An 18747-nucleotide genomic window follows, 5' to 3' on the forward strand; every position below is an offset into this window, starting at 1 on the left:
GCAGGTCCTCGCCGCGTCAGGCACGGGAGACCTCGCGGCGGCGACGCGCGCGGACGGCCAGCAGCACGTCGACCAGCAGGAAGCCGAGCAGCGGCACGCCGAGCAGGGGGACGAACCAGCCGACGACGGCGGCGACGCCGACCACGAGGACCGCGAGCACGCGGGGCGCCCGACGCAGCCCGCCGGGCGGCAGCCACGGTCCGGGTCCGAAGCCGGGTGACCGCGTCGGGCGGCGCGCCCACCACATGCGGTACCCGAGCACGACGAGCGTGATCAGGCCGATCGCGAGCGCGGCGAGCACGAGCTGGTTGACGACGCCGAAGAGCAGGCCCATGTGCGCGTCGATGCCCCAGCGGGTCAGCTTGGCGGCGAGGTGCTGGTCGGCGAAGTCGACGCGGTCGACGACCTCACCGGTCGCGCCGTCGACGGCGATGGTGTCCGCCTGGGTCGGCCACGACCGCGTCGTCTCGGCGACGGTCCAGGCCTGCCCGTCACCGGCGGGCGGGACGATCCGCACCGGGTCACGCAGCCCGTCGGCCTGGGCGACGGCGTGCACGCTGCCGACGCCGCTCAGCGGGACGTCGGCGGCCGCACCCTCACCTGCGCCGTGGACGTGCCCACCACCACCGCCGGTGGGCTCGTCGATCGTGGTGTCGACGGCGGCCGTGATCCAGCCCAGGGACTCGCGGAGCTCGCCGATGTTCGCGCCCGCCCGCGCCGACCATGTCAGCCCCGTGGCCGACAGCCCCAGCAGACCGACCGCGACGACCAGGCCGACGACGCCGTGCCACGAGAGCAGCCGGCGCCGTCCGCGGGCCGCGGTCTCGGGGACGACGAGCCGGCGCAGCCGGCCGCGCCGGGCGCTGCGTGCGACCCACATCGCGACGCCCGCGAGCACGACGACCCACAGCCACGACGCCGCGATCTCGGAGTACACCCGGCCGGGCTCGCCGAGCAGCAGGTTGCGGTGCAGGTCGTCGAGGTACCAGCGCACGGGCAGCCACTCGCCGGCCGTGGTGAGCGCGCCGCGCACCTCGAGCGTGTACGGGTCGACGAACACGGTGCGGCCCCTGCCCTCGGGGACGTCGTCGACGGCGAGGACGACGCGTGTGGTGCCGTCGGGGGTCGCGGCGGGACGGATCTCGGTGACCCGCCCCTCGGGGTGGGCCTCGCGCGCCGCGGCGAGCTGCTCGTCGAGCGCGCGCGGGCGTGTGCCGACCTCGTCGACGACCAGCTCCTGGGCGTGCACGACCGTCTCGAGCTGCGGGGTGGTGGTGTAGAGCAGGCCCGTCGTGGCGGCGACCAGCAGGAACGGGCCGACGAGGACGCCGGCGTAGAAGTGCAGGCGCAGCAGCAGGGGGTGCAGCGCGGACCACAGAGAGGTCCGTGCGGCGTCGTCAGGGGGTCCGGCGTCCGGGCGTGCCGGGGTGCGGGTCGTGGTCATGAGGGGTCGCTTCCGAGGGATCGGGGGCGCGCGCCACGCGCGGCGCCGCCGTGGGCACCGCGCTGCGCGCGTCGGGGACGTGGCTGTGCCCCGGCCCGCCCGACCGCGCAGCGGCCGTCAGCAGCCGGGGAGCGGCAGCGCGGGTGGTCCTCGACGGGGGGCGGCGGTCGGCAACCAGGCCGTGACCGGCCGACGCCGGACCCACCGGGGCTCCTGGCGCGGGACGCGGACGTCGACGTGCTCGGCGAGCAGCCGGACGACGTGCGCGACGAACGCCCAGCAGCGCGCGACGTTCGCCGCGGCGCGGTCGGCGCCCGCGAGCAGGGCGGCGGTCAGGACGACCGCGGCGCCGTGGGCGGCGAGCATGCCCAGGCCGCTGTGCGCGTGGGTGCTCGCAGGGGCGACGTCGGGCAGGGTGCCCACGCCGTGGTGCTGCGCCGCGGGCCCGGTCGCCGCGGCCGACGCGCCCGTGAGTACGGTGAGCGCGGTGTGCACCACCAGCTGCAGCGCCGCCAGCAGGGGGACGAGCCCGACGGTCCGCAGACGCCGACCGGCGAGCGGCGTCGCGGCGGCGAACGTCACAGCGCCGAGGGCGACGAGCACCTGGGCCGTCGGACGGGCGCCGCCGGAGGCGACGTGCGCGCCGACGGCGAAGGCCACGGAGGTCGTCGCCACGCCGGCCGCGCGGGCCACCCAGAGCGCGGAGCCCCGGGACGCGGTCATGGTGCGGACCCTAGCGGGACCTTCGTCCTGACCCCCGGGGTGAAGGGTTTCGGCCCCGCGGCGCCCGACGCGGCCTAGCGTGGAGGGGTGAGTCTCACCGAGTACGCGATGACGGGGTTCCGGGTGCGCGAGCACCGGCTCGAGGTGCCGGTGGACTGGGCCGACCCGCACCGGTTCGGGTCGATCGAGGTGTTCGCGCGGGAGGTCGTCGATCCCGCCCGGGACGGTGAGGACCTGCCGCTGCTGCTGTTCCTGCAGGGCGGGCCGGGCGGGATGAGCCCGCGGCCGACACCCGGCGGGGGCTGGTGGGCCACCGCGCTGCGCACGCACCGCGTCGTCCTGCTCGACCAGCGCGGCACGGGCCGGTCGTCGCGCGTCGAGGGCGCCGACGTCGCGGCGTTCGACGACGCGGTCACGGCCGCCGGCTACCTGGCGTGCTTCCGGGCCGACGCGATCGTCGAGGACGCCGAGCACCTGCGCCGCACGGTGTACGGCGGTCGCCGGTGGACGACGCTCGGGCAGTCGTACGGCGGGTTCCTCACGCTCACGTACCTGTCCCGGCACCCCGGTGCGCTCGATGCGTGCTGGATCACCGGTGGCCTGCCGCCGGTCGGCGCGACGGCCGAGGACGTGTACGCGGCGACGTACCCCCGCCAGCTCGCGCGCAACCGCGCGCTGCGGCGCGCGTTCCCGGACGACGTCGCGCTGCTGGGCTGTCTGGCCGACCGGGTCGCCGCGCGTGACGTCGTGCTGGCGACGGGCGACGTCCTGACGGTGGAGCGCCTGCAGGCCCTCGGCATGGACCTCGGCATGAGCACCGGCGTCGCCGGGCTGCACTGGCTGCTGGACACCGCGCTGGACCGCGACGGGGAGCCCGCGCCCGGGTTCCTGGCGCAGGTCGCGGCGCGCACGGGCTTCGACGCCAACCCGCTGTACCTGGTGCTGCAGGAGGTCATCTACCACTCCGGTCACCGCGCCCCGGGGTGGGCCGCGGCCGCCGAGCACGCGCGCCACCCCGCGTTCGCCGCCGCCGCACGCCCCCTGCACCTGACGGGGGAGGCCGTGTTCCCGTGGATGTTCGCGCAGGTCGCGGCGTTGCGGCCGTTCGCGGCAGCGGCCGATGCCCTCGCGACGCGCACCGAGTGGCCGGAGCTCTACGACGTCGACCGCCTCGCCGCGAACGAGGTCCCGGTCGCGGCCGTGCAGTACTACGACGACCCGTACGTCGACCTGGACCTGGCGCTGGCGACCGCGTCGGCGCTCGGCAACGCGCAGGTGTGGGTCACCAACGAGTACCTGCACGACGGGCTGCGCGTCGCCGGCGACGCGATCCTGCCGCGCCTGCAGGACCTGACCGCGGGTCGCTGGTCGGTCACCTCCCGCTGAGGCGGGGCCGGATCGACCTGACGCCCCCACCCCTGTCGCAGGTGGGGTGGGGGGTGCTGGCGGCGTGAACGGGTGAGGTTGTGGACGACGGTCCGGGCGATCCCGGCAGGTCCGGCATCATGGCGGGACACCCACCCTCCGGAGGACCTCGTCGTGCGCGCTGCCCGCCCGTCCCGCCCCGTCCGGTGCGCGCTCACGACCGGCCTGTGCGCGGCGGTCGCGCTGCTCGCGGCCTGCACCGGCGGCGACCCGTCGCCCGGTCCCGACGGCACACCGACCCCGACCGTCGACCCCGGCCCGCAGCCGGAGGGCGTCGTCGCGACGGCCGTGATCCCGGAGGGCGGGGTCGACCACGAGGTGCGCGTGCACCCGCTGGTGCGGGCCGGGGAGCACGTGGTCCTCACGCTGGACATCGTGCCCGTCGAGGAGATGGAGGAGACGATCCACATCCTCGGCTTCGGTGTGACGTCCTTCATCGCGGACGGCTCGGACCCGGTCAACGTCCGGCTGTTCGACCTTGCCGGCGACGTCGTCCACCACGTCGGAGCCGACGCGGAGGGCGAACCGGTCGTGGCCCCGGACGACTGGGACCGGATCACGGGCGAGCGTGGCACCCGCCTGCAGATGCCGTTCGCCGCACCCGCCGCGGACGTCGAGTCGCTGGCGCTGCTCGTGCCGGGAGCCCCGCTGTTCGCCGACGTGCCGATCGTCGACGGCGACCTGCCCGCGGCCGCGCACCCGGACGACGTGGCCGCGCTGGCGACCGCTGCGGCGAGCGCCGCCGCGGCCGCGTCGGCGAGCCCGTCCGCGACGCCCGAGGTCGAGGAGGTCGAGCCGCCCGAGGAGCTCGACCTCGATGCGGTCGTCACCGCGCCGACGTTCCCGCTCGAGTCGACGAGCGCCGAGCTCGCGGGCGCGGTGCGGACCATCGAGTCGACGGAGAAGGTCGAGGTCACGCTCGGGTCCGACGTGCTGTTCGCGTTCGACTCCGCCGACCTGACGCCCGCGGCCGCCGAGGCGGTGGCGCTCGTCGCGCAGCGCCTCGCGGAGCGGGAGGCGGGCACCGTCGAGGTCGTCGGGCACACGGACGACCAGGCCGACGACGCGTACAACCGCGACCTGTCGGCGCGGCGCGCGCAGGCGGTCGCGGACGCGCTCGCGGCGCAGGTCGACGGCTCCGGGCACCGGATGAAGGTCGAGGGGCGCGGCGAGGCGGAGCCGATCGCCGACAACGGGACCGAGGAGGGCAAGGCGGTCAACCGCCGGGTCACGGTGTCGCTGACGTCGACCGTCATCACGCGGACCGACGTGACGACGACGGGCGAGCTGCCGCCGTTCGGCGCCTACGTGGGCACCGCGGGGACGCCCCTGCGGGTGGAGAACTTCGCGCGTGCGTGGGACGTCGACGCGACGGCCCGTCGTGTCCACGGGCACGTGGTCGTGGACCTGACCGTGCACGGCGCGGACGACGAGGACGGCCTCGGCTGGGCCGTCAGCTTCCTGCGCGGGTTCTCGAGCCACCGCCCGGGGGAGACGGTCACCCCGCACGACCTCACGGCCCGCGGCACGGTGCTGCAGGGGGCGTCCCGCCTGTTCCCCCTGGACTACCGCGTCGGCGTGAACGAGACGTGGCCCGACGGCGAGTGGTTCACGGCCTCCGACCTCGACGCCGGGGCGTGGATCGACGGCGGCCAGACGCGGACCTACACGTTCGTGTACCCGCGGCTCGACGTGGAGTCGGTGGTCTTCCAGGCCGGCACCGGCGTCGCGTTCGACGACGACTTCCGTCTCCTCGACGTGCCGGTCGCGGCCGACGGCGCGGCGACACCCACCCCCGACCCGACCGACTGACGAACGGACCCGACGACGTGCGGACCCTGCGCCCGGCGACCCTGATCGCCGCGACACTGACCCTGACGCTCGTGGCCTGCACCGGCGGTGACCCGGCACCAGGCCCGGACCGCACGACCACCCCGACCGTCACCCCCGGCCCGCAGCCGGAGGATGTGGTGGCGACGGCTGCGATCCCCAGCGACGGGATGGAGATCGAGGTGGGGGTGCACCCGGTGGTCCGGGTCGGCGACCTCGCGGTGCTCACGCTCGACCTCACCGCGCAGGACCCGATCCCGGAGATCGGGTGGGTGCACGTCGAGGGCTTCGGCACCCAGGGGATCACGCACCATGTCACGCGGCACGAACCGAGCAACGTCCGGCTCGTGGACCTCGAGCGGGACGTCGTCCTGCACGTCGCCACGGACGCGGCGGGTGACCCCGTCGTCGCACCGGAACGTTGGGGCACGCTCGACGAGCCCGAGGGCGGGCGTCTGCAGATCGCGTACGCCGCCCCGGACCCGCGGGCGACCGAGGTCGCGGTCTTCCTGCCCGGCGCGCCGATGGTTGCGGCCGTGCCCGTGATCGACGGTGACGTGCCGTCGAGCGTGCGTCCGGCGACTGCGTCGTCGAGCGCGACCGCGACGTCCGACGTCGACGTCCTGGACCTCGACGCCGTCGCCGACGCCCCCGTCTTCTCGCTGGAGTCCAGCAGCGCCGAGCTCGAGGGCGCCGTGCAGACGGTGGAGTCGACCGAGAAGGTCGACATCGCCCTCGGGTCCGACGTGCTGTTCGAGTTCGACCAGGCGGTGCTGACCCCGGCGGCGGACGCGGCGCTGCGACTCGTGGCGCAACGGCTCACCGAACGTGAGCCGGGGACGGTGGGCGTCGTCGGGCACACCGACGACCAGGGCGACGACGCGTACAACGCCGACCTGTCCCTGGCGCGGGCGCAGACGGTCGCCGACGCGCTCGGCGCGCTGGTCGACACGGCGTCGTACCCGATGACCGTCGACGGCCGCGGCGAGGCCGAGCCCTTCGTGCCGAACGACTCCGAGGAGAACCGCGCGCTCAACCGCCGCGTCACGGTGACCCTGACCTCGACCGTCGTCACCCGGACCGACCTGACCACGACGGGCGAGCTGCCTCCCTTCGGGGAGGACGGCCAGGTCGGGCCGGCCGGCACCCCGCTGCGGATCGAGGGCGGGCGACGCGTGTGGGAGGTCGACGCGACCGCACGGCGTGTCCACGGGCACGTCGTCGTCGACGTCACGGTCCACGGCGCCGACGACGAGGAGAACGGCATGGGGGACACGATCGGCTCGCTCGACGGCGGTCCGCGCGGGCGGGGCGCCGGCACCTCGTCGCCCGACGCGTCGGCGCGCGGCGTCCTGCTCCACGGCGCTACGCGGCTGTTCCCCCTGGACTACCGCACCGGGGAGTCCGAGCAGCACCCCGGTGGCGAGTGGTTCCCGCTCACCGACCTGGCGTCCGGCGGCCGCATCGACGGCGGCCAGACCCGCACCTACACGTTCGTGTTCCCGTCGCTGGACGTGGACAGCGTGACCTTCCAGGCGGGTGACGGTGACATGTCCACCCGCGACTTCCGGCTCGTCGATCTACCCGTGACCCCGGGCGGCGCGTGACGAGGTCGTCGACGCGCCGGGGTGCCGGGCTCCGTCCGTGATGTCACCGGATGTCGTGACTTTCCGGACCCCTCCTGCCTACGTTGTGCTCGACGCCGTTCGGGTGCACCCGTCCGGGCGACGTCCACGGTCCCGGCCGACCGGCCGCGGGCCTCGCGTGGAGAAGGGGACACCACCGTGGCAGCTCGACGCACCGCCGGCTTCGCCGGCACCCTCGCCGTCCTCGTGCTCGGCACGAGTGCACTGCTCGTCCCACCGGCGGCCGCGCACGGCCGCGGGGGTGGGCCAGGCCCGGGTCCGGGCCATGCCATCGACGCCGAGCGGTTCGCACGGCAGGTCACGACGCGCGGCGTCTGGAAGCACCTCGAGGCGTTCCAGCGGGTCGCCGACCAGAACGACGGCAACCGCGCTGCTCTCACCGACGGGTACGAGGCCAGTGCGGTCTACGTCGAGCGCACGCTCCGGAGGGCGGGCTACACCACGACGCGGGACCCGTTCACGTTCGGTCTCGAGGTGATCGACGCCGCGAGCCTGACGCTCGGGACGGGCGAGACGTTCGAGGTCGACCAGATGCTGTACGCGCCGAACAGCGCCGAGGGCGGTGTGACCGCTCCCGGTTCGCTGCCGGGTGACACGACGGGCTGCACGGCCGACTCGTGGGCGGGCGTGGAGGCGGTCGGCACGATCGCCGTCATCAGCCGCGGGGTCTGCTCGTTCGCGGAGAAGGCCGTCGCGGCGGCGGACGCGGGGGCGGTGGGCGTCGTCGTCTACAACAACATCGAGGAGATGCTCTTCGGGACGCTCGGCGCGGAGGGCGTCGTGCAGGTGCCGGTCGCGGGCATGAGCCTGGCCGACGGGCAGGCCGTCGTGGCGGCCGTGACCGCGGGCACGCCCCTGACCCTCGACACCCGGTTCCACCCCGAGGAGCGCGAGAGCTTCAACGTCCTGGCGGAGACGCGCGCGGGCCGCGACGACAACGTCGTCATGCTGGGGGCACACCTCGACAGCGTCGAGGACGGTGCGGGTCTGAACGACAACGGGTCGGGCTCGGCGGTGCTCCTCGAGGTTGCGGTGCAGCTCGGCAAGCAGAAGAAGCTGAACAACACCGTGCGGTTCGCGTGGTGGGGTGCCGAGGAGCTGGGCCTGATCGGCTCGACGGCGTACGTGGACGAGCTCGCGACGCAGGAGGGTGAGCTCGACCGCATCGCGACGTACCTCAACTTCGACATGGTCGGGTCGCCCAACTACATCATCGGCGTCTACGACGCGGACGAGTCGACGTACCCCGCACCGGTCGAGGTGCCGGAGGGGTCGGCGCAGACGGAGGCGGTCCTGACGGACTGGTTCGACTCGACGGGCCAGCCGTGGGTGGACACCGAGTTCTCCGGGCGCTCGGACTACGAGGCGTTCATCCTCAACGGCGTGCCGGCCTCGGGTCTGTTCACGGGTGCGGACGACATCAAGACGCCCGAGGAGGTCGCGCTGTTCGGCGGCACCCCCGACATCCGTCACGACCCGAACTACCACACCCCCGCCGACGACCTGGCGAACGTGAGCCGCGAGGCGATCGGGATCATGGCTCCGGCGGTGGCGTTCGCGACGGCGAGCCTGGCGCGTGACACCTCGGCGATCAACGGGGTCTCGGGCCCCGGCGACCAGGGTCACCACCACGGTCCGTGGAAGCCCGGCAAGGGCAAGGGCCACTGGCGCGGCCACGAGAACGGCACGATGGAGAAGGCTGCCTGACGCCCCGGCGGCAGGCCTGACCGGTGGCCCGGGTGCCTGAGGCGCCCGGGCCACCGCACGTCCGGCGGGTTGCCCGGCGCTCGTGCGGTGCCGACGTCGTCGTTGGCGTGGCCGCCCAGCCCCGCTGTTGACGGGCGCCATCTTGCTCCTCCGGGCGGTCTCTGCCAAGACCCTGCATGACCTTTTCTTGACCTGGAGCCCGAGTTTCACCAAGACGAGTCCCCCAGCCGCGGGTTGAATCGTCATGATGTGATGAAAATGTGAAGATTCTCACCCGGCTCTGCCACGCGATTCGGTCAAGGTGCAGGATGCAGGTGGCCGCCCAGCCTCGCGCCCAACCTGACGCGGACACCGCCGTCCGGGACCGCACGTCACCACAGCAGCGGGTAGACCGCGTGCACCAGGGCCACGAGCGTCGCGACGCACACCGCCGCACCCGCCCACACCAGGACGCGCACACGTCGCCGGGTCCGCCGGTCGCCGTCGTCCGGGCGGTCCACGTCGCCCCCCGTCATGCCGACGGAGCGCCGATCCGCGCGAACGGCTCGATCGAGAACGCGACCTCGACCGGCACGTCGAAGAACGCGGCGATGCGCAGCGCGAGGTGCAGCGACGGGCTGTACTCGCCGCGCTCGAGGTACCCGACGGTCTGGTAGTGCACCCCCAGCGCGTCGGCGAGCTCACGCCGGCTGACGCCGCGCTCCGCGCGCAGCACCGCGATCCGGTTGTGGACCGAGTCGCCCGACTGGGGTCCGCGCCGTTCGTCGTCCGCCACGTCAGCGGCCCACGAGGGCGTCGAGGCGGGCGGCGAGCGCGCTCGCGGTCGCACGCGCGTGGGTACGGCGCAGCACGGCGGGCGCGGCGAGCAGCCCCACGACGGCCCACGCCAGCAGCACGAGCGCGGCGATCCCCGGGTACCAGGCGTCGCCGATCTCCAGGCCCTCGGCCCCCGCGGGCAGCGTCGTCGAGCGCAGGCCGTGCGCCAACCAGTACAGCGGGAACGCCTGGACGGGGCCCGCCGCCCACGGCGGGATGGTCTGCGGGCCGAAGACGCCGGAGAGGAAGGCGAGCGCGACCACGGGTGCCATGACGAACAGCAGGACGCGCGTGGGCCGTCCGGCGAGCGCGCCGCCGACGATGCCGATCGGCAGCGTGGCGAGCGTGCCGAGCAGCAGCCAGCCGACGACCGCGACCCACCCGCCCGCGCCGCGGTGCATGGGGTCGCCGAGCAGGAAGGGCCACGGAGCCAGCAGGAGCACGAGCATCGGCAGCGCACCGAGCACCTGGCTGACGACCATGCCGACGGTGTACGTCGTCGTGCCCCGCGGGATCGTGCGCATCCGCAGCACGGTCCCGTCCTCGATCTCCGTCGACAGCGCGAACGCCGGGCCCATGACCATGCCGAACAGGATGAGCGACGCGAGGATGCCCGGCAGCGCGACGTCGGGGAGCGTCAGCCCCCCGCTGCCGGGGATCGCGGTGTCCCGCTGCGTGACGAGGTACACGAGGATCCCGATCCCGATGACGACGTTCCAGCCGATGTCCTCGGGGTTGCGCAGCATGTGGCGGAACTCGACGACGCCGCGGCGCACTCCCGTGCGGACGGCCCAGGCGCGGGGGGTGGGGGTGCTCATCGTGCGACCTCCAGGTCCGGGTGGTGCGCGCCGGCCTCGTGGCGGCGGACGATCTCGAGGTAGGCGTCCTCGAGGCTCGCCCGGACCACCTCGAGGTCCTCGACGTCGCCGCCGGCGAGCAGGTCGCGTGTGAAGGCGACGGGGTCGTGGGTGCTGTGCACGTGGCGGGCGCCGTCGGCGTTCCAGCGCACCTCCGCCGGCCCGGCGACCTGGCGGGCGACGGCGGCGGGGCTGCCGTCGGCGACGATGCGTCCGCCGGCGAGCAGCAGGATGCGGTCGGCGACGGTCTCCGCCTCGGCGAGGTCGTGGGTGGTCATGAGCACGACGGTGCCGTCGCGGTCCACGACCTCGTGGACGAGCTCGTGGAACTCGCGGCGCGCGGCGGGGTCGAGGCCGGCGGTGGGCTCGTCGAGGATCAGCAGGTCGGGTCGTCCGACGAGCCCGACGGCGACGTCGAGCCGACGTCGCTGGCCGCCGGACAGGGTGGCCGTGCGCTGCCGTGCGGCGTCGGTGAGCCCGACGCGCTCGAGCAGCTCGTCGACGTCCCGGGGTCGCGGACCCCGGTCGTCGGCGTAGGGGCGGTAGGCGTCGGCGAGGTGCGTGAGGAGCTCGCGCACGCGCCACCGGCGGTGGTCGCGCCAGGACTGCAGGACGACGCCGATGCGGGCCCGCCAGGCATCGTCGCCGCGTGCGGGGTCGACGCCGAGGACCTCGACGTCGCCCGCGTCGCGGTGCCGGAAGCCCTCGACGATCTCGACGGTCGTCGTCTTGCCGGCGCCGTTGGGCCCGAGCAGGGCGACGACCTCACCGTGCGCGACCTCGAAGTCGACGCCGTCGAGCACGGTGAGGTCGCCGTACGCCATGCGCAGGCCGGCAACGCGGACGGCGGCGTTCTCGATGCGCTCCATGTAGTAGGTGTACTACATACCGTCGCACTCCCGCTACCTCTGGAGAGCGATGACCTCAGCCGATCGGCGAGCTGATCACCCACCGGTGCCCGAACGGGTCGACGAGCCACCCGCGCCGCTCGTCGCCCTGGTCGCTCGGCTCGCGATCGACCGTGGCACCCGCGGCGATCGCCCGCGCGTACGCCGCGTCGACGTCCGCCACGGTCAGCGCGAGCGACGCCGTCGCCTGCCCGAGCGTCGCCGGCGCCCACGCGCCGTACTCGTGGGCCTCGTCGGACAGGAACAGGGGCGCGCCGTCGATCGTCAGCGCGGCGAAGCCGATCTTCCCGTCCTCCTCGTACCGCTCCCCCGTCTCGACCGCGCCGAACGCGGCCGCGTAGAACGCGATCGCCGTGCTGCCGTCGTGGACGGTCAGGTAGGGCGTGAGCGTGGTCATGGGCTCCCCCTCTCGTCTCAGTCCTGCGGCGCACCCGCGACGTTGATCATCCAGCCGACGCCGAACCTGTCGGTGACCATGCCGAACTCGTCGCCCCACGGCGCGACCTCCATCGGCACACCGGGGGTGCCGCCCTCCGAGAGCCGCGCGAAGACCGCGCGCAGGGCCTCGGCGTCCGCGGCCTCGCCGAACAGCGCGACGGACGACGACGACTCGTCCGGGGCCGGCTGCGCGGCCGGCGCGTCGGACGCCATGAGGGTCCCGCCGCCGCTCGGCAGCTCGAGCTGGGAGTGCATGATCTTGCCCGCGTCCGCCGGGTCTTGCGCCATGCCGTACTCGTCGAACGTGCTGAACGTCGGCTCGGCGCCGAACACCTCGCCGTAGAACTCCATGGCGGCGCGGGCCTGGCCGCTGAAGCCGAGGTACGGGCTGATGCGTGCGGTCATGCGGTCCTCCAGGTGGGTGCGGGCTGACAGGACGTACCGACCGGCGCCGCCGTCCCGACTCATCGGGCACGCCGGTGGCCGCGCGCGCCGCGGCTACAGTGATCGTGACCCCGGAGGACCCTCATGTGCTACCCCACCCCCTGCCCCACCTGCGGGCGGACCACCTGGGCCGGCTGCGGCGAGCACGTCGAGGCGGTGCGGGCACAGGTCCCGGACGCGCAGTGGTGCCGCTGCGACGGCGACGCGTCGGACGCCCCTGTCACCTGAGGGTGGTAGGACGGTGCCATGACGACACCTCCCGGCGGCGACACCCCGGCCGCCACGCCCTTCCACGACCTCGACGCGTACGTCGCGCTCCCGCGACTGTCGGGCCTCGTACTCTCGCCCGACGGCACACGGCTGGTGACGGCCGTGCAGACCCTCGACCGCAAGCGCACCGCGTACGTCACGGCGCTCTGGGAGGTCGACCCGACGGGTGAGCGCGCGGCGCGGCGCCTGACACGGTCCGCCAAGAGCGAGGCGTCCGCGGCGTTCACGCCCGCAGGCGACCTGCTGTTCACGAGCGCGCGCCCCGACCCGGATGCGCAGGACACCGACGAGGACCCGAAGGCCGCGCTGTGGCTGCTGCCCGCCGACGGCGCCGAGGCCCGCGTCGTCGCCGACCGCGGCGCCGGGCTCGGGGGCGTGCAGGTCGCGACCGACGCGCCGACGGTGCTGGTCCTGTCCGAGGTCCTGCCGTCGGCGAGCGACCCGACCGACGACGACCGCCGCCGCAAGGAGCGCAAGGACGCAGGCGTCGCCGCGATCCTGCACACCGGGTACCCGGTGCGGTACTGGGACCACGACCTGGGTCCGGGGTCGCCCCACGCGTTCGTCGCGACCGTCGCCGCGGACGTCGCGGCCCCCCGCGCCGGTGAGCGCGACCCGCGCCTCGACCTGACGGACGTGACTCCCGGCGCCCGCACCGAGCTGCTCGAGCAGACCCCCGCGCTGAGCCCCGACGGGCGCACCGTCGTCACGCCGTGGAACCGCGCGGGTGCGCGCGGCGAGCTGCGCACGCACCTGGTCGCCGTCGACGTCGCGAGCGGCGAGCGGCGGGTGCTCGTCGACGACGAGGGCGCGGACATCGGCCACCCGGTCGTCTCGCCGGACGGGCAGTGGGTCGCCTACGCGCGCGAGACGCTGTCGACGCCGCACGTGGCGCCGGCCGTCGAACTGTGGGTCGCGCCGCTCGCCGGCGGTGAGCCCCGCCGGCTGGCCGCGGGCTGGGACCGGTGGCCGTCGACCCCGGTCTGGCTGCCGTCGTCCGACGCCCTGCTGGTCGTCGCGGACGACGACGGCCGCGCGCCGGTGTTCCACGTGGAACTGAGCTCCGACACGGTCACGCGCGTGACCAGCGACGACGCGGCGTTCTCCGACGTGCGGGTCAGCCCCGACGGGCGGACCGCGTACGCGCTGCGCACGTCGTACGCGGTGCCCGCGCACCCCGTGCGGATCGACCTCGCGGCCGCGCTCGTCGGCGCGCCCGTCGCGGCGCAGGCCCTCCGCTCGCCCGCGCCCGACGTCCCGCTGCCGGGACGCCTCGACGAGGTCGTCGCGACGGCCCCCGACGGCACCCGGGTGCGCGCGTGGCTCGCCCTGCCCGAGGGCGCCGGCCCGGAGGCGAAGGCCCCGCTGCTGCTGTGGATCCACGGCGGCCCGCTCGGCTCGTGGAACGCGTGGTCGTGGCGGTGGAACCCGTGGCTGATGGTCGCGCGCGGCTACGCCGTGCTGCTGCCGGACCCCGCGCTGTCGACCGGCTACGGCCAGGACTTCGTCCAGCGCGGCTGGGGCGCGTGGGGCGCGGCGCCCTACACGGACCTGCTGGCCGCGACCGACGCCGCCCTCGAGCGCGACGACGTCGACCCCGAGCGCACCGCCGTCATGGGCGGGTCGTTCGGCGGGTACATGGCCAACTGGGTCGCCGGGCACACCGACCGCTTCCGCGCGATCGTCACGCACGCGAGCCTGTGGGCCCTCGACCAGTTCGGCCCGACGACGGACGCCTCGTACTACTGGCAGCGCGAGATGACCCCCGAGATGGCGCTGGAGAACTCACCGCACCGGTTCGTCGGCGACATCGTCACGCCCATGCTCGTCGTCCACGGCGACAAGGACTACCGCGTGCCCATCGGCGAGGGCCTGCGCCTGTGGTACGAGCTGCTGTCCGCGTCCGGCCTGCCCGCCGACGACGAGGGCCGCACCCCCCACCGCTTCCTGTACTACCCGGACGAGAACCACTGGATCCTCAAGCCGCAGCACGCCAAGGTCTGGTACGGCGCGGTCGAGGCGTTCCTCGCCGAGCACGTCCTGGGCCGCACGGGCGAGGACGCGGTGGCCTACCCGGAGGTGCTGGGCTGAGTGCACTACCTGGGTCCGTGTCCGCGGAGGCATCGCCTCCGTGGACGCACGATCCGGCTGGCAGAAGAGACCGCAGATGGGACCCGACTGTGGTGCGTCAGCTCGTCAGACAGGATCGGTGAACGAGACCCGCTTGCCGGTGGCGTGGGCATGGGCGATCTCTCTGCTCGTGGACTCGCCGACGTACCCGCCCGGGTTGACAACCAGGACCCGGTCAGCCAGCTCGATCTTCCGCAGGTGGAGGGCGCCCAGCGCGGCCTTCTGCGCCTCGGTCATCACCTCGTTCGCTTCGCCCCGCGCGACGACGATGACGCCTGCCAAAGTCAGGTCACGGTTCGCCGCACGCATCTCGTCGACGAACCGGCTGGAGCCGCAGATGCAGACGATCTCAGGTCGGTCGGGCACGCCTCAATCCTCTTCGGTCGAACGGGAAGCCGTCAGCCTGCACCCGGCTCACGGGCTTCCAGCAGCACGGTCTAGCGGCCCGCGCCCGACGACACGTAGTCGAGGACGGTGGCTGTGGTGTGACCCTGGGCGGCGAACCACGACCAGTACCTGTCGCGCGTGACGACCTTGACACCCAACCGCTCGACGGTCGCGAGGATCAGAGCGTCACCGAGCGACAGCGTGGCGTGATGGGGACCGGGGTGGGCGTCGGAGGCCTCCCGCAGCTCTGCTGCGCGCAGCAGGTCGTCGTCCTCGGGGTGAGCGATCACGGCGCCGTGGGCGGAGAAAGCCGTCCAGAGCTGTGACGGGGTCGAGGTGTTGCCGTCGACCCGCGCACGGTGGACGACCTCCGTTAGGACCGGGCCGGCGAGGACAGGGGTGATCTGCGGGTTGCTCAGCAAGGCGTCGACACGTTGCCAGGTCGGTTCTTGCAGGATCCAGGTGAGCAGCACCGAGCTGTCGAACGCGACGTTCGTCATGCCACCCCGAGCTCGGCGAGCAGGTCGGCAGCGCTGAGGTCCAGGTCTGCCGGAGCAGGCGTGCTGCGGTTGAAGCCGGCCTCCTCGAGCCGTTGGTCCTCGGTGCGCGCCGCCCGAACCTTGGCCGTGGAGTCACCGGCGTCACCGCCTGTGTTGTTCGCCCACACGGCCATGGCAGCGGCGCGTGCCGTCACGAGCCGGACGCCGTCGTCCTCGACCACGAACTCGACGCGGTCACCGGCCTCGAGTGCGAGCGCAGCGCGGACCTCTGCGGGGATCACGACCCGCCCCTGCTTGTTGACCGTTCCGTGGGCGCGGCGTGCTCGATCTGTCCTCATGAGTTCCGAGTGTACGTGGGGGCAGACAGTGTCACAACATCGATCCCGTGACACCGGGTTGCTTGCGAGGTCCGCCGGGGCAGCCGACTCAGTGCGGTTCGCAGACGTAGAGCTGGAGCGCCGCACCTGCGGTGAGTGGCGCACGGGACCAGTCACCGAAGCGCTCGACCACCCGCAGACCGCCGAGCGAGAGCAGCAGCGGCAGCTCCTGGGGAAAGATGCTCCTGATCTCGAGCGGCATGACGACGAAGTCGGCCTCGGAGTCGGTCGAGAAGTACCACCTGCCGCGAGTGACCTGCGCGGCCGCGTCGTACTCGTCCGCGACGTCGACGTGCACCACGCCACGATCAGGGTCCACGAACGACAGCGCGTCGCGTCGTCGTCGGATGCCGTCGGCCTGGGCGAGCACGCCGACGCTCGGGTTGAACACGTCGAAGACGAGCCGCGCTCCGGGCGCCAGGTGCCGTCGCACCAACCGGAAGCAGGCCACCAGGTCCTCGGCAGCGTGCAGGTGGAGCAACGAGTTGGCGGCGATGAGCACGAGGTCGAACGTCCGGCCCAGGTCGAACTCGCGCATGTCGCCCTGCACCCACTCCACCTCCACGCCACGCTCGGCCGCTTTGCGCCGAGCCTCGGCGAGCATGGCCGCTGAGAGCTCGAGGCCCGTGCACGCGTGCCCGTCGGAGGCGATCGGGATCAGCTTGTTCCCGGTGCCGCTCCCGAGCTCCAGGACGCGCCCGCCGTGCCGACCGGCCTCGGCCCTGTAGAACTCGACGGCCTGCTCGCTCCCGGGGAACAACCGGTCGTACAACGTCGCATCCGAGTAGAACTGCCCGCTCATGAGGCGACACCTTCCTTGCGGGGTCTCGGGCCACCGGCGTCTCCGGCAGACGAGCGCCGCCTCACAGGTCCGTCGGGTCCACCAGGAAGTCGGCCTCGTCGGCCACCTCACCACCGGCGACGGCGTGCAGCGCCTTGGTGAGGGTCGCGATGAGCGGCGCCGACCGGCTGCGCGCGACGCGGTGCTCGAACGACGGCTTCTCGCGCTCGATCTGCTCGATCTCGAACGGCTCCCAGCGCACCCGGTAGGCCACGACGCCGGCCTTCGTCCAGGGCAGGTCCTCCATGAGCGGCGGCAGCTGCTCGCACGCCGCGACCTCGACGGCCAGCATGCCGTCCATGCCCAGGTCGACGAGCACGCCGAACGCCTCGGCGGGCGGCGGCGCGGCCAGCACGAGCTCGTCGTACGCGTCGGCCTCGGCCATGAGGCGGCGGCGGTCGTCGGGGTCCGCGACGCCGTGCTCCTCGAGCGCCGCGCGCAGCCCTGACCCGCCGACCTCGGACACCCCGCCGACAGCGCCGTGCGACCCGCGGCCGGCCAGGACCGTCGGTCCCGCCCACGAGCCGGGCGTCGCGACCGAGAGGTAGGCCCTGGGCTGGACGGTCTGCACGACCGCCAGCACGACCGCCGGCTCGAGCCAGCGGTCGGTCAGCACGGTCAGGTCGGTGGCGGCGTCCGGGTCGGGGGTCAGGACGACGCCGGTCTGCGTCCGCACCGCGCCGCCGAGCCGGCGCGCAGCGGCGACGAGCCACTGCAGCACCCGCTCCTCCTCGCGGATCGGCAGGCCGTCGGGGAACGCGCGCTTGAGGCCGTCGCGGTCGCCGCCCGGCCAGGGGCGCTCCCCGCGCTCGCGTGGCGCCTGCAGGACCCAGACCATGACGGTCGAGGCGGGCAGGCCGAGCGCGATCGCGTCGTGCGCGACGATGCCGTACGGCCCGGCGAGCGACGACAGGCGCGCGAGCCGCAGGGCGCGGGCCGGCCGGGCGGACGCCCGCGGCACGGACCGGATCCCCAGCGCAGCGGTCACGGCGGGCAGCATGCCGGTGCGCGTCGGGGCCTCGGACGCGGCGCGGTCCTCCCAGCGCACGTTGCGGAACCGGCTGGCGGCGAGGACCTCGATCTCCTCGGGCTCGACGCCGGCGGGCAGCGCGAGCAGGTGCCGGTCGGCCAGCGTCGGGTCGCCGAGCGCCAGGGGAGGCAGGGAGAGCGCCGCCATCACAGCTCCGTCCGGTGGAACCCCTGCCAGGAGCGCGACGCCGTCGGCCCGCGCTGCCCCTGGTAGCGCGAGCCGTACGCGCTCGAGCCGTACGGGTTCTCGGTGGGCGACGTGAGGCGGAAGAAGCAGAGCTGCCCGATCTTCATGCCGGGCCACAGCAGGATCGGCAGGGTCGCGACGTTCGACAGCTCGAGCGTGACGTGCCCGCTGAACCCGGGGTCGACGAACCCGGCGGTCGAGTGCGTGAGCAGCCCCAGGCGGCCGAGGGAGGACTTGCCCTCGAGGCGCGCGGCGACGTCGTCGGGCAGGGTTACCTGCTCGTACGTCGCACCCAGGACGAACTCCCCGGGGTGCAGCACGAACGACTCCCCGCTCTCGACCTCGACGAGGCGCGTGAGGTCGGGCTGCTCGGCGGCCGGGTCGATGAACGGGTACTTGTGGTTGTCGAACAGCCGGAAGTACCGGTCGAGGCGCACGTCGATGCTCGACGGCTGGACCATCGTGGGCTCGTAGGGGTCGAGACCGACCCTGCCCGACTCGAGCTCGGCACGGATGTCGCGGTCGGAGAGCAGCACGCGCCCACCGTAGTGGGAAGCGCGGGGCGCCCGTCGACATCGTGGAGCGCCCGCACACGTTCCTCACACGACCGGGTGCACACCGGCTGCCTCGTCGGGCAGCGGTGACGGGTGCAGCGGTGAAAGGTCACGGGTCGTTCCGGCGGGCGAGCCTTCGGGATATGCTGTGCCCGCTTCGCCTGTGGGAGCGCTCTCGCCCAGAGCAGGCGACGCGCTTCGACGGCGAGCGCGCGCGGGACGTCCCGCGATGTA

The 18747-nt window shown here is 74.0% G+C and carries 19 protein-coding genes; 5 read left to right on the top strand and 14 right to left on the bottom strand.

All coding sequences use genetic code 11. The annotated features are described in order from the left end of the window. Positions 1–16: 16 nt before the first annotated feature. Together OKX07_RS00790 and OKX07_RS00795 are read right to left on the bottom strand one after the other, a co-directional pair. Entirely contained in the window at positions 17–1444 is a 1428-nt protein-coding gene (locus tag OKX07_RS00790; protein WP_265629964.1) for a PepSY-associated TM helix domain-containing protein, read from the bottom strand. Between the two features lie 117 nt (positions 1445–1561). Continuing rightward, a complete protein-coding gene (locus OKX07_RS00795; RefSeq protein ID WP_265629965.1) occupies positions 1562–2167 on the bottom strand; it encodes a hypothetical protein in 606 nt (201 codons plus the stop codon). 108 nt (positions 2168–2275) lie between these two features. Here OKX07_RS00795 and OKX07_RS00800 point away from each other — a divergent pair, with 108 nt between their 5' ends. The 4 genes from OKX07_RS00800 (at position 2276) to OKX07_RS00815 (ending at position 8775) form a co-directional block, all read left to right on the top strand. Beyond that, a complete protein-coding gene (locus OKX07_RS00800) occupies positions 2276–3553 on the top strand; it encodes an alpha/beta fold hydrolase (protein WP_265631767.1) in 1278 nt (425 codons plus the stop codon). 153 nt (positions 3554–3706) lie between these two features. Next, entirely contained in the window at positions 3707–5404 is a 1698-nt protein-coding gene (locus OKX07_RS00805; protein WP_265629966.1) for an OmpA family protein, read from the top strand. A gap of 17 nt (positions 5405–5421) precedes the next feature. Next, positions 5422–7029 carry an OmpA family protein gene (locus OKX07_RS00810; protein ID WP_265629967.1) on the top strand — a complete coding sequence of 536 codons (1608 nt, stop codon included), beginning with the start codon at positions 5422–5424 and terminating at the stop codon, positions 7027–7029. Positions 7030–7206: 177 nt separating this feature from the next. Beyond that, positions 7207–8775: a M20/M25/M40 family metallo-hydrolase gene (locus tag OKX07_RS00815; RefSeq protein WP_265629968.1), complete on the top strand. Its 1569-nt coding sequence runs from the start codon at positions 7207–7209 to the stop codon at positions 8773–8775. 371 nt (positions 8776–9146) lie between these two features. Here the strand turns inward: OKX07_RS00815 and OKX07_RS00820 are convergent, their stop codons facing one another. From OKX07_RS00820 to OKX07_RS00845, 6 genes are read right to left on the bottom strand one after another with little or no spacing between them, the layout of a single operon-like run. After that, positions 9147–9275: a hypothetical protein gene (locus tag OKX07_RS00820; RefSeq protein ID WP_265629969.1), complete on the bottom strand. Its 129-nt coding sequence runs from the start codon at positions 9273–9275 to the stop codon at positions 9147–9149. 11 nt (positions 9276–9286) lie between these two features. Then, complete coding sequence (locus OKX07_RS00825) at positions 9287–9550, bottom strand: helix-turn-helix transcriptional regulator (protein WP_265629970.1); 264 nt, start codon at positions 9548–9550, stop codon at positions 9287–9289. 1 nt (position 9551) lies between these two features. Beyond that, on the bottom strand, positions 9552–10409 hold the full coding sequence (locus tag OKX07_RS00830; RefSeq protein ID WP_265629971.1) for an ABC transporter permease: 858 nt from the start codon (positions 10407–10409) through the stop codon (positions 9552–9554). Beyond that, on the bottom strand, positions 10406–11317 hold the full coding sequence (locus tag OKX07_RS00835) for an ABC transporter ATP-binding protein (protein ID WP_265629972.1): 912 nt from the start codon (positions 11315–11317) through the stop codon (positions 10406–10408). The genes OKX07_RS00830 and OKX07_RS00835 overlap by 4 nt, the downstream gene beginning before the upstream one ends. Positions 11318–11372: 55 nt before the next feature. Then, complete coding sequence (locus tag OKX07_RS00840; RefSeq protein WP_265629973.1) at positions 11373–11753, bottom strand: VOC family protein; 381 nt, start codon at positions 11751–11753, stop codon at positions 11373–11375. Between the two features lie 17 nt (positions 11754–11770). Further along, positions 11771–12199: a VOC family protein gene (locus OKX07_RS00845; protein ID WP_265629974.1), complete on the bottom strand. Its 429-nt coding sequence runs from the start codon at positions 12197–12199 to the stop codon at positions 11771–11773. A 285-nt stretch (positions 12200–12484) separates the two neighbouring features. Between OKX07_RS00845 and OKX07_RS00850 the strand changes: the two genes are divergently transcribed. Then, complete coding sequence (locus OKX07_RS00850; RefSeq protein ID WP_265629975.1) at positions 12485–14599, top strand: alpha/beta fold hydrolase; 2115 nt, start codon at positions 12485–12487, stop codon at positions 14597–14599. Between the two features lie 105 nt (positions 14600–14704). On the opposite strand, the gene OKX07_RS00855 is transcribed toward OKX07_RS00850, so the two are convergent. From OKX07_RS00855 to dcd, 6 genes are all read right to left on the bottom strand, one after another. Further along, entirely contained in the window at positions 14705–15004 is a 300-nt protein-coding gene (locus OKX07_RS00855; protein ID WP_265629976.1) for a hypothetical protein, read from the bottom strand. Positions 15005–15075: 71 nt separating this feature from the next. Next, positions 15076–15525: a PIN domain-containing protein gene (locus OKX07_RS00860; RefSeq protein WP_265629977.1), complete on the bottom strand. Its 450-nt coding sequence runs from the start codon at positions 15523–15525 to the stop codon at positions 15076–15078. Further along, complete coding sequence (locus tag OKX07_RS00865) at positions 15522–15863, bottom strand: AbrB/MazE/SpoVT family DNA-binding domain-containing protein (protein WP_265629978.1); 342 nt, start codon at positions 15861–15863, stop codon at positions 15522–15524. The genes OKX07_RS00860 and OKX07_RS00865 overlap by 4 nt, the downstream gene beginning before the upstream one ends. An 88-nt stretch (positions 15864–15951) precedes the next feature. Further along, positions 15952–16704 (bottom strand): class I SAM-dependent methyltransferase, encoded by a 753-nt coding sequence (locus tag OKX07_RS00870; RefSeq protein ID WP_265629979.1) that lies wholly within the window; start codon positions 16702–16704, stop codon positions 15952–15954. A gap of 61 nt (positions 16705–16765) precedes the next feature. Continuing rightward, complete coding sequence (locus tag OKX07_RS00875; protein ID WP_265629980.1) at positions 16766–17920, bottom strand: hypothetical protein; 1155 nt, start codon at positions 17918–17920, stop codon at positions 16766–16768. Then, a complete protein-coding gene (gene dcd, locus OKX07_RS00880) occupies positions 17920–18495 on the bottom strand; it encodes a dCTP deaminase (protein ID WP_265629981.1) in 576 nt (191 codons plus the stop codon). The genes OKX07_RS00875 and dcd overlap by 1 nt, the downstream gene beginning before the upstream one ends. Positions 18496–18747 lie beyond the last annotated feature (252 nt).

This window comes from Cellulomonas sp. S1-8 (assembly GCF_026184235.1).
In the GTDB taxonomy this organism is placed as follows: Bacteria; Actinomycetota; Actinomycetes; order Actinomycetales; family Cellulomonadaceae; genus Cellulomonas.

Excerpts from the sequence above, each read along its gene's own strand:
- OKX07_RS00790 (WP_265629964.1), bottom strand. The coding sequence starts at position 1,444 with ATGACCACGACCCGCACCCCGGCACGCCCGGACGCCGGACCCCCTGAC.
- OKX07_RS00795 (WP_265629965.1), bottom strand. The coding sequence starts at position 2,167 with ATGACCGCGTCCCGGGGCTCCGCGCTCTGGGTGGCCCGCGCGGCCGGC.
- OKX07_RS00800 (WP_265631767.1), top strand. The coding sequence starts at position 2,276 with ATGACGGGGTTCCGGGTGCGCGAGCACCGGCTCGAGGTGCCGGTGGAC.
- OKX07_RS00830 (WP_265629971.1), bottom strand. The coding sequence starts at position 10,409 with ATGAGCACCCCCACCCCCCGCGCCTGGGCCGTCCGCACGGGAGTGCGC.
- OKX07_RS00835 (WP_265629972.1), bottom strand. The coding sequence starts at position 11,317 with ATGGAGCGCATCGAGAACGCCGCCGTCCGCGTTGCCGGCCTGCGCATG.
- OKX07_RS00840 (WP_265629973.1), bottom strand. The coding sequence starts at position 11,753 with ATGACCACGCTCACGCCCTACCTGACCGTCCACGACGGCAGCACGGCG.
- OKX07_RS00845 (WP_265629974.1), bottom strand. The coding sequence starts at position 12,199 with ATGACCGCACGCATCAGCCCGTACCTCGGCTTCAGCGGCCAGGCCCGC.
- OKX07_RS00850 (WP_265629975.1), top strand. The coding sequence starts at position 12,485 with ATGACGACACCTCCCGGCGGCGACACCCCGGCCGCCACGCCCTTCCAC.
- OKX07_RS00860 (WP_265629977.1), bottom strand. The coding sequence starts at position 15,525 with ATGACGAACGTCGCGTTCGACAGCTCGGTGCTGCTCACCTGGATCCTG.
- OKX07_RS00865 (WP_265629978.1), bottom strand. The coding sequence starts at position 15,863 with ATGAGGACAGATCGAGCACGCCGCGCCCACGGAACGGTCAACAAGCAG.
- OKX07_RS00870 (WP_265629979.1), bottom strand. The coding sequence starts at position 16,704 with ATGAGCGGGCAGTTCTACTCGGATGCGACGTTGTACGACCGGTTGTTC.
- OKX07_RS00875 (WP_265629980.1), bottom strand. The coding sequence starts at position 17,920 with ATGGCGGCGCTCTCCCTGCCTCCCCTGGCGCTCGGCGACCCGACGCTG.